This is a genomic window from Colwellia sp. 1_MG-2023, assembly GCF_030546755.1.
GTDB lineage: Bacteria > Pseudomonadota > Gammaproteobacteria > Enterobacterales > Alteromonadaceae > Thalassotalea_H.
In genome coordinates this window covers 15,678-29,122 of record NZ_JAUOPE010000004.1, presented here as the reverse complement: position 1 = coordinate 29,122, position 13,445 = coordinate 15,678, and the positions used below count along the sequence as shown (strand labels likewise).

9 protein-coding genes are annotated in these 13,445 nt (G+C 38.2%); 7 read left to right on the top strand and 2 right to left on the bottom strand.

The window, feature by feature from the left end; translation table 11 throughout:
* The first annotated feature begins 505 nt into the window (after positions 1 to 505).
* On the top strand, positions 506 to 2,029 hold the full coding sequence (locus tag Q4493_RS05545; RefSeq protein WP_303450060.1) for a YifB family Mg chelatase-like AAA ATPase: 1,524 nt from the start codon (positions 506 to 508) through the stop codon (positions 2,027 to 2,029).
* A 6-nt stretch (positions 2,030 to 2,035) separates the two neighbouring features.
* Here the strand turns inward: Q4493_RS05545 and ilvY are convergent, their stop codons facing one another.
* Positions 2,036 to 2,923, bottom strand: a complete 888-nt coding sequence (ilvY, locus tag Q4493_RS05540; protein WP_303450058.1) for an HTH-type transcriptional activator IlvY — start codon at positions 2,921 to 2,923, stop codon at positions 2,036 to 2,038.
* Positions 2,924 to 3,120: 197 nt separating this feature from the next.
* On the opposite strand from ilvY, the gene ilvC reads away from it, so the two are divergent.
* Both ilvC and Q4493_RS05530 read left to right on the top strand, forming a co-directional pair.
* Entirely contained in the window at positions 3,121 to 4,605 is a 1,485-nt protein-coding gene (ilvC, locus tag Q4493_RS05535; RefSeq protein ID WP_303450056.1) for a ketol-acid reductoisomerase, read from the top strand.
* Positions 4,606 to 4,744: 139 nt separating this feature from the next.
* Positions 4,745 to 5,056 carry a pyrimidine/purine nucleoside phosphorylase gene (locus tag Q4493_RS05530; RefSeq protein ID WP_303450054.1) on the top strand — a complete coding sequence of 104 codons (312 nt, stop codon included), beginning with the start codon at positions 4,745 to 4,747 and terminating at the stop codon, positions 5,054 to 5,056.
* 117 nt (positions 5,057 to 5,173) lie between these two features.
* Here the strand turns inward: Q4493_RS05530 and Q4493_RS05525 are convergent, their stop codons facing one another.
* A complete protein-coding gene (locus Q4493_RS05525; protein WP_303450052.1) occupies positions 5,174 to 7,012 on the bottom strand; it encodes a GGDEF domain-containing protein in 1,839 nt (612 codons plus the stop codon).
* 336 nt (positions 7,013 to 7,348) lie between these two features.
* Here Q4493_RS05525 and Q4493_RS05520 point away from each other — a divergent pair, with 336 nt between their 5' ends.
* The 4 genes from Q4493_RS05520 to Q4493_RS05505 all read left to right on the top strand — a co-directional run bounded on the left by Q4493_RS05520 (position 7,349) and on the right by Q4493_RS05505 (position 13,434).
* The gene (locus Q4493_RS05520) at positions 7,349 to 7,588 is read left to right on the top strand and encodes a hypothetical protein (protein ID WP_303450050.1); all 240 of its coding nucleotides are present in this window, start codon (positions 7,349 to 7,351) and stop codon (positions 7,586 to 7,588) included.
* A gap of 157 nt (positions 7,589 to 7,745) precedes the next feature.
* Positions 7,746 to 8,930: an NAD(P)/FAD-dependent oxidoreductase gene (locus tag Q4493_RS05515; RefSeq protein WP_303450756.1), complete on the top strand. Its 1,185-nt coding sequence runs from the start codon at positions 7,746 to 7,748 to the stop codon at positions 8,928 to 8,930.
* Positions 8,931 to 9,107: 177 nt separating this feature from the next.
* Positions 9,108 to 12,443 carry an MHYT domain-containing protein gene (locus tag Q4493_RS05510; protein WP_303450047.1) on the top strand — a complete coding sequence of 1,112 codons (3,336 nt, stop codon included), beginning with the start codon at positions 9,108 to 9,110 and terminating at the stop codon, positions 12,441 to 12,443.
* 4 nt (positions 12,444 to 12,447) lie between these two features.
* A complete protein-coding gene (locus tag Q4493_RS05505; protein ID WP_303450045.1) occupies positions 12,448 to 13,434 on the top strand; it encodes a two-component system response regulator in 987 nt (328 codons plus the stop codon).
* Positions 13,435 to 13,445 lie beyond the last annotated feature (11 nt).

The window sequence follows — 13,445 nt, the reverse complement described above, 5'->3', positions numbered from 1 at the left end:
TAGTAAAACTATTCAACAATTATTCATCTTAATCGATTGATAAAAATGGTAAAAGTTAACTAGTATTCTCCTTTATTAAAAAATTATTTCGCTGATTTACTTGGTTATATGAAATGTCACTATTTGCATTTCCAATTAAGCAAAAACCCCTCGGTCCTTTCGGAGCGAGGGGTTTGTTAATACTCTTAGCTTTATTTTAGCTCAACAAACGACCTCGCAGTGATTGAATAATCACGACGACGAGAATGTTAATAATGACTGAGCTAATTGTTTGCATATTTATTCATTAAACCTAAATAAAACTAATAAATTTGTTGGCGATTTCCAGCCTATTTAAATTAGTACCATAGCTCTAATTCATTGTGCAAGCTTTTTTACTGACCTTTTTATTATGCTATTAAATTTTTTGTTATATGGGCACCTGACTAAACATATTTCAATTCGCAAAAAAACAGATTTATAACTACACTTCGAAAACCTAAGGATGATAAATAAATGGATTTATATGTCACTTGCCTGTGTTTTTTCTCGTGCGCGTGTTGGTTTAGAGTCACCGCTTGTCACCGTTGAAGTTCATTTAGCCAATGGTTTACCAGCATTTAATATTGTTGGTTTGCCAGAAACGACCGTACGCGAAGCGAAAGATCGCGTGCGAAGTGCCATCATCAATTGTGGATATGAATTCCCCGCCAAACGAATCACCATTAATTTAGCGCCGGCAGATTTACCTAAAGAAGGCGGCCGGTTTGATTTACCTATCGCTGTAGGCATTTTAGCCGCTTCAGAACAAATTCCTCATCAAGAATTATTAAACTATGAATTTGCCGGAGAACTTGCCCTTTCCGGTGAGTTGCGGGAAGTGATTGGCGAAATCCCCATGGCGATGGCATGTGAGAAAAGCCATCGAACCTTAATCATTCCGGTGCAAAATGCAGAGCAAGCAAGTTGGGTGAAAGAAGCAAAAATTTTTGCCCTTAGCCATTTAACCGAATTATATCCTCACTTATTAAAACAACAATCATTACCTATGGTTACCGCAAAAACACCACAACAAAGTGAGACGCAATCTAAGTTAGATATTTGTGATGTTATTGGCCAGCCATTAGCCAAAAGAGCCCTAGAAATCGCAGCATCTGGTGGTCACAACTTGTTATTCATTGGGCCTCCAGGCACAGGAAAAACCATGTTAGCTAGCAGATTACCTGGCATTTTACCGCCGATGACAGAAGACGAAGCGTTAGAAATTGCTGCCATTCAGTCCATTAGCCAACAAGTGATCAATGAACAATCATGGCACACACGCCCCTTTCGAGCCCCGCATCATACCGCCTCTTCTGCCGCACTGGTTGGAGGTGGCAGTCAACCACAACCGGGAGAAATTTCGCTAGCTCATCACGGCGTGCTTTTTCTCGATGAATTACCAGAATTTGAACGAAAAGTATTGGATGTACTGCGCGAACCTTTGGAGTCTGGGGAAGTCACTATTTCTCGTGCTTTGCATAAACAAACCTATCCGGCAAAGTTTCAACTTGTCGCCGCGATGAACCCGAGCCCAACCGGATTTTATAATGATCGCCGCAGTACACCAGAGCAAGTGTTGCGTTATTTAAATCGTTTATCCGGGCCATTTCTTGATCGCATTGATATTCAAATTGAAGTCACCCGTTTACCGAAAGGCATGTGGAGTAAAAATTCTGAAACCAATGAAACTACAGCACAAATACGTCAACGCGTTAAAACGTGTCGTGATATTCAATTGCAAAGACAAGCTAAACCCAACGCACAATTAGCCAGTGCTGAAGTGAGAAAGTTTTGCCAATTGTCAGAAGAAGATAATGAATTTTTAGAATTAGCGGTCGAAAAACTAGGCTTATCAACACGCGCTCATCATAAAATTTTAAAAATTGCCCGAACGCTCGCTGACCTTGAAAACGATGAGAACATTCAACGCCAACAACTTATCGAAGCCTTGTCGTATCGTGCAATGGACAGAATATTACGCCATCTTACCGAAGCAGTTTCGGTATAAAAATTATTAACTTGGGTTAGTAATCGCGGCTAAAAATGCTTGAATCAATGCATGCTCTTTATTTTGATTTAACGAGCAAATTCCTAACTCAAAAGGTTCTATTTCACCGACATTTGCCAAGTATTGCACGCGATCTTTTACCGGACTATTCTCCACAACCACATTGGGCGCAACTCCAACGCCACAGCCTAACGCCACCATACTGACCAAAGCTTCGTGCCCCGAAACCGTCGCATAAATATTAGGTTTGCCTTGTTGCCGACGACGAAACCAATAATCAAATCGTTTTCGAGCAACACCATGCTCTGGCAAGATCATCGGCACTTCATGCCAAAGTATCGTTTGTTTTTTCACTAACTGCTGCACTTGGCAAGTCATGGTTGGTGCAATCACCGAAAGTGGAATTTTTGCCAGCGGCTGAAAATGAAACAACCGAGAAATATTTTCTGGCTTTACAGCAATGGCCAAATCAACCGAATGTTGCTGTACTTGTTCAAAGGCGTCAGCAGCGTCACCGGTTGTGAGCATAATTTCAACTAAAGGATGTTGCTGCCTAAAACGCTCAAGCAATGGCGGCAAGTGACTATACGCGGCTGTTACTGAACAATAAATATGAAGTTTTCCTTGCAACTGCTCTTGTCCTTGGTTCAATGAAAGTTGTAACAATTGCCATTGTTCAAGTTGCTGCTCAGCATACTGTTGAAACTGTTTCCCGGACTCAGTTAAGACAACGGTGCGATTGTCTCGATGTAACAATGAGGTACCCACTTCGTCTTCAAGTCTTTGAATTGCACGGCTTAACGTTGACGTGCTGACATGATTTGCTTCCGCTGTTCTACCAAAATGTAAATGTTGCGCAAGGTGAACAAACATTTTTAGTGACTTAAGGTCCATGAAAAACTCTTTTTAAACTCATGAATAACTTTTATGTTGCGTATTTTGCAACGTTATAGTGCAAATATATCATTTTAAGCAACACAAGTCTTGCGTTATCATCGCCTCATCGTCAGAGATCGCTGACAACTAAATTAACTTTATTGGCTAAGGCTTTTCGAAACAGAACTGCCAAGCACCAGTAAAAAGGAATCAATATGAGCAATTATTTTAATACGTTAAGTTTACGTGAAAAACTAGAGCAATTAGGCAAGTGTCGTTTTATGAAACGTGAAGAGTTCAGCGATGGCTGCAACTTCATTAAAGATTGGAACATCGTGATTGTTGGTTGTGGCGCTCAAGGTTTAAACCAAGGTTTAAACATGCGCGATTCTGGTTTAAATATTTCTTATGCATTACGTGATGCAGCAATTGCTGAAAAACGTCAATCTTGGCAGTGGGCGACTGAAAACGGTTTTACGGTTGGTACATACGAAGAATTAATTCCTCAAGCGGATTTAGTTTTAAACTTAACGCCTGATAAGCAACATACTTCTGCTGTAACAGCAGTTATGCCGCACATGAAGCAAGGCTCTACATTGGCTTACTCGCATGGTTTCAACATCGTTGAAGAAGGTATGCAAATTCGTTCTGACATCACAGTTGTAATGGTAGCACCTAAATGCCCAGGTACTGAAGTACGTGAAGAATACAAGCGTGGTTTTGGTGTACCAACACTTATCGCTGTTCACCCAGAAAACGACCCACAAGGTAACGGTTTAGCGATTGCTAAAGCCTATGCTTCTGCAACTGGTGGTGACCGTGCTGGTGTACTTGAATCATCTTTCATCGCTGAAGTTAAGTCTGACTTAATGGGTGAGCAAACTATTTTATGTGGCATGTTACAAACAGCGGCCGTTTTAGGTCACAAGCAATTAGTGGCGCAAGGTATTGATGCGGCTTACGCACGTAAGTTATTACAATACGGTATCGAGACGGTTACTGAAGGTTTGAAGCATGGCGGTATCACTAACATGATGGACCGTTTATCAAACCCTGCAAAAATTAAAGCGTTTGATATGTCTGAAGAGTTAAAGGTAATTCTACGTCCATTATTTGAAAAGCATATGGATGACATCATCGAAGGTCACTTCTCTGCCACTATGATGGAAGATTGGGCGAACGATGATGCTAACTTATTAAAGTGGCGTGAAGAAACTGCTGAGTCTTCTTTCGAACAGGCACCAGATTGTGATGTAGAAATTACTGAGCAAGAATACTACGACAAAGGTATTTTCGTGGTAGCTATGGTGAAAGCAGGTGTTGAATTAGCGTTTGAAGCTATGGTTGCTGCCGGCATTATTGAAGAGTCTGCTTATTATGAGTCACTGCACGAAACACCATTAATCGCTAACTGTATCGCCCGTAACAAATTATACGAAATGAACGTTGTTATCTCTGATACGGCTGAATACGGTAACTACTTATTTACTCATGCTGCACAACCATTATTGGCTGAATATGCAAGTAAGTTAACGCTTGAAGAATTAGGTGAAGGCTTAAAAGCAACCTCTAACGGTGTTGATAACGTTCGTTTAATTGAAGTCAATGAAGCGATTCGTAGTCACGGTGTAGAAAGCGTAGGTAAAACATTACGTGGCTACATGACTGACATGAAAAAAATTGTTGAGTCAAACCTGTAACTTTACCTGAAATCAGGTTGACGAAAAAAACGCACCTGACCTATCTCTAATCCGATAGGTCAAAAGCCGATATTAGTACTCTCTCTGGCGCTGATATCGGTTTTTTATTGCCAGAAATTTAAGAATTTAGGAGTTAAGCATGTCTCAATTTAATAATGTCACTATTGATGTCGCCGCCAATGTATATTTTGATGGCAAGGTAACTAGCCGCAAAGTAACTTTTGCCGATGGTAGTTTTAAAACATTAGGTATTATGATGGTGGGTGAGTATGAATTTGGCACAGAAGCCGCAGAATTAATGGAAATAACCGCTGGTGACATTTCAATTTTATTACCAAACAGTGATGAGTGGTTAGATATTAAAGGTGGCGAGTCATTTAACGTACCGGCCAATGCCAGCTTTAAAGTGAAAGTGAAATCATTAACTGATTATTGCTGTTCATATCTGTAGTAATTGAAGCTCTATTCGTTGCGAACTACTGTTATAAAGTGATAGCTCGCAACGAAATTATACTAACTTATTAGTGCTTACCTGCTTACCTGCTTACCTGCTTACCTGCTTACCTGCTTACCTGCTTACCACTCTATTACGACCTTCTTCTTTTGCTTGATAAAGTAAATTATCGGCTTCTGCTATTGCTTCATCGAGATTTTTTTGTTCCTGACAGCTCACCACGCCAATACTAACCGTTAATTCGATAGGCGCAATTTCGGCAAAATATGCCTCGTTAATATCAGCCCTAATTTGCTCAGCGATTTCACAAGCTTGTTCTTGATTAGCATGTTTTAAGACCACTAAAAATTCATCGCCACCTAATCTCCCGATAAAAGAATTTTTCGGCAGGTTTGCTTGGCACTTTTCAACCACCAACTTAATGGCTAAGTCACCGGCATAATGCCCTTTAGTATCATTAATGCTTTTAAAGTTATCGATATCAAACAACAAAATTGATACGTCATACTTTTTTAATCGCATATCTTTCAAAGCATGCTCACCTTTTTCAAAAAGAAAGCGACGATTAAACACCCCAGTTAAATAATCTACTCGTGCATGATGTTTAAAGTACTGTCTCGTTTTATAAAGATAAAAACTGAACGCTGAAATACCTAAAAACAATATCAAGGCGAATACTAAAAACAGATATATAGTGTGTTTATCTGACTGGGCTTTTTCAATATTTAAATGTTGTATTTCAATGGTTTTCTCAAGAAGTTTTTTATCTAACTCCGATATATTTTGAGAATTCAACAATGCAGTACTCTGTACCGCATGCTTTATAAATAAACGTCGTTCATTCTTTTCATGATCAATTTGTTGGTACATTTTCGCAATTGCTGCTGAATAATCGCCTTGTTGGTATGCAGCAAAAGCATTCACCAAATTAGATTTGATTTGATGTTCAGGAAATTTAGTTTTCAACTGAGTGAATAAGCGATGGGCTTTATCAATTTCATCTAATCGAAAATAATTAGAGATATTCACTTCATAAGCACTCTTAACAAAGAAGCGCTCTTGCGTATTTTCTTGCTCAATTAATGCCTTCGAAAAAGCATTCGCACTTTGTTTAATGTCACCTTTCGCTAACGCTAAAAGTCCCGAGTTGTAATGTGCAAAGAACAAGAAATCTTGAAAGGTTTTTTGTTCTTCAGCTAGCATAAACATTTCGTCAACATGCTGTTGAGCCTTATCAAACTCACGCATATAAATCGCATTATGAGTTAAACTATGCAACATATTGAACATATCTTGATAATCGTTAACCAACGACCATTGACGATAAGCATTTAATAAATACTCGTAAGCTTTGGCATACAACTGATTCCTGCTATATATCAACCCTGACGCGTTATAAATCATCGCATGGGTGTTAGCTGATAACTTATGTTGCTTGGCAAGCTTTAGCGCCTGGTCTAATAAAGATAAACCCGTTGAAAAATTAGCTTTATCATTTTGAAAACAAAAAGCATATTGCACATTTGCTCTCACCTGCAAATCCACAGAAATTGTTTCATCTAACGAGTTATATGCTAGCGCTCTATCCGGGCAATATTTTTCAGTGTCGTATGTTTGTAAATAAATAATGTAGGAGCGTTGAATTAAAGCATTAATGTATAGCTCGCGGTGTGAATCAATTGTCGATTCAAGTGCTTTAATCGCGCGATTATAAACACCGAATGCCTTTTCTAATCTACTATTTTCCTCTAAGGCTAAACCAAGCGCTAACCAATATTCGGCTTTAATTGATAAGTCTTGATCTAGATAAATATCTTTATTTTCTTGTAAATAAGTCAAACGCGTTTGTGCATTCTCTAAGCCCGCGAGTAGCGTTTTTAATTGTTCCCCTTCAGTTGCATGAAGTTTACTGATGAAAACGCAAAAAAATAATGAGAAAAAAACTACTTTCATTGAACACTCAATAGTTGATTGATATTAAATAGGAAAATTTATACGTCATAAAATGCTTATGCAGATATTAACAAATATATAAATGGATAATAGAGAAATTAAACAAAAAACGAATTCGATATGACGTTTAATCATCGTTACGCTATGATCATGAATACAAAAAATATCTCAGAAACACTCATGAAATTGACCAAAACAACCCAGAAACTTGATAACAACATTTGTAAAGCGCTCACCATAGCGTGTGAAAATTCAAAACACAAAATTGACGGATTTTGTTAGTTAACCCATCGTGCAAATTATACAAACTTTCCTGCAAGTCTCATTGTCACTTGCGTGTTTGAAACTGAAAATGATATTGAAGAAATGAAAGCACAGAATCTAGCGAAAGGCTTTCAGCAAGACATTCAAAAACAACTACTTAAAATTGGCGTGATTATCAAAAATGTCAATCAGAGTATTCATTTTGATAGCGAAGAAGCATGTCAAAAATCACATGCCGGGCAATGGGACAGAAGGCTAGCCATCAATACCAGCAAACAAAAACCATACAACAATAAACGCCGCATGCATTAACTTCACAGTATCATCTAATAAAGCAATTCCCTGCTATAGACTTTACTTAACCCTATTTAAATTGGCGTAAAATACCGATTCAACGATGCGATTTCTTCGCTGGTTCAACGAGGGTAAAACTTTTATAATGCCGATAAATACAAAGTTAAGGTTACATGTGCAACAAGTTGATACGTTAATTATTGGTGCTGGTGCTGCGGGTTTAATGTGTGCTGCCACTGCTGGTTACAGAGGAAAGTCTGTCATCGTCGTAGATATGGGTAAAAAGCCCGGTCGTAAAATACTGATCAGCGGCGGTGGTCGATGTAATTTTACCAATGAACATGCTCGGCCTGAAAATTACCTTTGCAAAAACCCACATTTTATCAAGTCGGCTTTAAGTCGATATAGCTCACAAGATTTTATCGAGTTAGTAGAACGTCACGGTGTTGAATATCATCACAAAACCTTAGGACAACTCTTTTGTTCTGACAGCGCCCAAAACATTGTTGACGTATTAATGACTGAGTGCGAATGGGCGGGTGTTGAAGTAAAAATGCGCAATGAAGTCCTGTCAGTTGAACAACATCCAGAACATTTTATTGTTAAAACAACGGATGCTATTTTTCAATGTCAGTCTTTAGTGGTTGCATCAGGTGGCTTAACTATGCCCAAATTAGGTGCCACACCAATTGGTTTTAATATTGCGAAACAGTTTGGCCTGAATGTTTTACCTACTACGGCTGCCCTAGTGCCTTTTACTTTACATGACCACGATAAACAGCGCTTTGACGGTTTATCAGGGATCAGTATTCCAACTCAAATCACCAGTGAATGCGGTACTGAGTTTAGAGAAAATATATTGTTTACCCACCGCGGTTTATCAGGCCCCGCCATTTTACAAATTTCTTCCTTTTGGCAAGCAGGGCAAGCCGTAACGATTAATTTGTTACCCGATTCCTCCATTCAAGATCTTTTAAATGAATGGCGAGAGCAAAACTCGCAAAAGTCACTCAAGAATATGTTGAGTATGATCCTGCCAAAACGTTTTATCGAAGCTATGGTCAGCCAAGCTGAAATAATTGATAAATCAATCAATCAATTAACCAAAGATGACGTAAATCAGTTAACTAACTACCTACATCAATGGCAAATCAAACCCAATGGAACGGAAGGCTATCGTACAGCAGAAGTCACTTTGGGCGGGGTTGATACCGATGAATTATCTTCAAAAACATTTGAAAGCAAAAAAGTGCCAAACTTATATTTTATTGGCGAAGTAATCGACGTTACGGGTTGGCTTGGAGGCTATAATTTTCAAGCTTGTTGGGCACAAGGGGTTGCCTGTGGACAAGCAATTTAACGCTTTAACTAAAAGCATCGTCTATCACTCAATAACTGCTTCGTCTATATTTCAGAGATAAAACTATAGTCAACGAACAAACCATGTCTCTGAAGATCGTTCCCTCGTTTATCATTCATTGATATAGTACCAAAATGCAATTTTTTCTAGAACTTCAAACCGAGAGACACGCAAACAATGTTTGATTGGATAATAGAGCAATTTTCCATTTCACCTGATAGTCCACTAATTTATGGCAGCTACAATAATGCCATGGTGATCTTATCTCTCGTGATTGCTATTTTAACCTCGTTCATGGGATTACAATTAGCCACTCAGTACCAACATAAAATTTCTCAACAAAGAAAACAATTGACGCTATTTATTGGCAGCCTTGCTTTAGGCGGCGGTATTTGGTCGATGCATTTTATCGGCATGTTAGCCTTTGATTTATGTACTATCATCGATTACAACGTTTCGTTAACACTCATTTCAATTTTACCCGGAGTTTGTGCATCTTGGGTCGCTTTAAACCATTTACAACAGCGTAAAACGGGCTTCAAACCACTATTAATTGAAGGAACATTGGTGGGAGCTGGTATCGGAACAATGCATTATACCGGTATGGCATCGATGCAAATGGCTCCCCTACTTCGTTATGACCTTAAGCTATTTTTGCTTTCTATTCTTGTTGCAGTGTCATTAGCAATGCTTTCTTTATGGACTCGAGAAGGGCTATTAAGAGTGTGGCAAAAACAAAAAGATTGGCAAGCAAATTTAATCGCCAGTGTTGTTATGGGGTTTGCTATTGCAGGAATGCATTACACAGGAATGGCAGCAGCTCGTTTTGTTAAACCGCCAGGTCTTGAATTAAGTACACAAACCAATGAAATGTCATTTTACCTTGCCTTCATTGTTTCCATTACCACCATAGTGATCATCACTTTAGTTTTAGGTATCAATTTAATCTATAGATACAGAGATATTTCTCGCCACGCTCGTATTAATGAACATCGTTTACGTGCCATGATGAATACCGCCGTTGATGCGATAATAACCATTAATCATAAAGGAATTATTGAAAGTATTAACCAAGCCACCCAAACAATGCTTGGCTGGTCAGAAAAAGAACTTATTGGTAATAATATTAAAATGTTAGTGCCAAACCCGCACCAAAAAGATCATGACCATTATATACAAAAGTTTCTGCAAACAGGTAAAGCCAAAATCATTGGCTCAAGTAGAGAAGTGGAAGCACTCCATAAAGATGGCAGTTTAGTCGCCATTAAGCTTTCAGTTGGTCATGTTGAACTTGGCAATGATAATTTCTTTGTAGGATTTATGACTGACATTCGTCAACGCATTGAAATGGAGCAAGCACTTAAAGAAAATGAAGAAAAATTCAGATCATTAATCAGTAATATCCCGGGTATCGCTTACCGTTGTTTAGATCAATATAACTGGCCAATATTGTTTATTAGTGATGCAGTAGAAGGTATTACGGGTTACCCGGCGAGTGATTTTTTACCTCCTAATAAAAAGCGCGAATTTTCTGATTTATATCACCCTGATGATAAAGATCAGATAATTAATAACCCGTTAATCAAAGGCATGTTTAACATTGAGTATCGCATTATTACCAAAACCGGCGAAACTCGTTGGATGATGGAATTTGGAAATCACATTACTGATGAAAAAAGTGGTGAAGCTTGGTTAGACGGCTTCATTATGGATATTACGGAACGGCGAAATATCGAGCAGGAATTAAGAGTAGCGAAAGAAAAAGCAGAGCAAGCGGCAGAATCTAGAGCGGCTTTTATGGCTAATATGAGTCACGAAATTCGCACACCTATGAATGCGATTATTGGTTTTAGCGATATACTCTTAGAAAGTAGCTTATCATCAGATCAGCTCAAACACATGAATACCATTAATAATTCTGCCAAATCACTCTTACATTTATTAAATGACATTTTAGATACCGCAAAACTTGATAAAGGAAAATTAGATCTTGAATTAAGAAGATTTTCACTTATCGAAGAAGTTGATGCGGTTATTTCTACTTTGTGGTTACAAGCTCGCAATAAAAACCTTGAGCTTACTGCTAATGTCTCTCACAAACTCAGTAATTTTTATTTAGGCAGTCCAGAGCGAATTCGACAAGTATTGACTAATTTAATTGGCAATGCCGTTAAGTTTACAGAAACAGGTAAGGTGACTGTTTCTGTATTTCCGACTCAAGATAACAAGGTTAAGTTTCAAATAGAAGATACCGGTATAGGCATGAGTGCGGAACAATTACACACAGTATTTGATGCATTTACTCAAGCGGATGCCTCTATGAGTAGACGCTTTGGCGGCACTGGTTTAGGCACAACAATTAGTAAACAACTTGTTGAGCTAATGAAGGGCGAAATTAATGCGCAAAGTACGTTAGGGGTTGGCACAAGGTTCGAATTTGAAATTCCATTACCCAGTATTGAGTCTGAAGAAGAGTCTCAAGCGATAGAAAAAATAACTTTACCGGCGCTTAAAATTCTTGTTGTCGATGATATTCAGCAAAACATAGATTTACTGACATTGATTTTAGAAAGAGACGGTCATCAAGTAGTAACAGCTCGAGATGGGAAACAAGCACTTGTTAGAATGGCTGACTGTAAAGAAATCGATGTAGTATTAATGGATATTCAAATGCCAGTATTAGACGGTTTAAATGCAACGATTGAGCGTAGAAAATACGAAACGCAAAATAGCCTGCCTCAACTACCGATTATAGCGTTAACAGCCAGTGTTTTATTAGATGATAAACTCGCAGCTGAAAAAGCAGGTATGCAAGGTTTTGCTAACAAGCCCATCGATTTTACCTTGTTAAGTCAAGAAATTGCTCGCGTATTAAATATTAAAGTAACTCCGATTAAAATGGCCACTGAAACGCAGAAAAACGATCAGTTAATGGATGAAAATAAAGGTGTAGCTTTATGGGGTAGCATTGACGAATATTACCAGCAAATACACATTTTCATTACTAACCAAAGTGATGATATTGAAAAGTTAAATACGGCAATAACTCAAGCCGATTGGTCTACCGTAACGACTATTAGTCATGCCTTAAAAGGAATTTGTGGAAATTTGGCATTAAGTCAATTACAACGCTTATTTGCACAATTAGAATCTTTAATTAATAGTCACCCTAACCAGTGCGAAGCAATTTTTAAGAAAATTAATGACGCATTTCAGCAATTAAATTTAAAAATTTCACAGTGGGCCACTAACAGAAATAAAGGGGTAAAAACGGACACTATTGATACCGATGTATTACTTACTTTATTAAATGCCTTAAGTGAAACTGCTAAAGAAAATGAAGCTGAAGAAACGCTATTAGCGCAATTATACGAATATACTGATACTCATATAAATGCCTCTCGGTATGCGAATGATATAAACAAAATATATAATGCATTTAATGATTTTGAATTTGAACAAGCATTAGAGCATATTATTTTGCTCATCCAACGTATAGAAAGTAAGGGGTAATACGATGGACAATCAACAAGCAACCATTTTAATTGTCGATGATGAGCCTGCTAATTTACGAGTATTGAAGCAAATACTACAAAATGATTATCGGTTAGTTTTCGCCAAAAGTGGCAATGAAGCAATTCGATTAGCCAATAGTAAAATGCCAGACCTGATATTGTTAGATATTATGATGCCCGATATAACCGGTTTGGAAGTCTGCTCACAATTAAAAGCAAACCCTAGCACGATCAAAATACCCATTATTTTTGTCACGGCTTTAAATGATCAGACTGATGAAGCACAAGGCCTAGAATTAGGTGCTGTAGACTACATTACTAAACCCGTATCAGCACCTGTGGTTAAAGCGAGAGTCGCCACTCATTTATCGCTCGTGCAAGCCGATGAGCTTAGACGAACACGCTTACAAATTATCCAACGGTTAGGTCATGCTGCTGAATACAAAGATAATGAAACCGGTATGCATGTTATGCGAATGAGCCATTACTCAAAAGTAATTGCTTTAGCATCTGGATTCTCTATACAACAAGCAGACGATTTACTGCATGCTGCGCCAATGCATGATTTAGGAAAAATAGGAATTCCTGACAGTATTATGCTTAAACCTGGCAAGCTTACTGTAGAAGAGTTTGAGATTATGAAAACTCATCCAACGATTGGCGCAAACATCCTCGGAGATGATGACTCAGACCTCATCACTCTCGCCAAAGTCGTAGCCTTAACCCACCATGAAAAATGGGACGGTACAGGTTATCCCAATGGTTTAGCTGGTGAAGATATTCCTATTGAAGGCCGCATTGTTGCCTTGGCTGACGTTTTTGATGCATTAACAAGTGTTAGACCTTATAAAGAAGCTTGGTCAATAGAAAAAGCCATGAACTTTATTAAAGAGCAAAGCGGTGTGCATTTTGATCCCGATCTTGTACAACTTTTTGAAGATAATATTGACGAGATTTTAGCGATCAAAAACCGTTGGCAAGATGATTAACCTTACTCAAG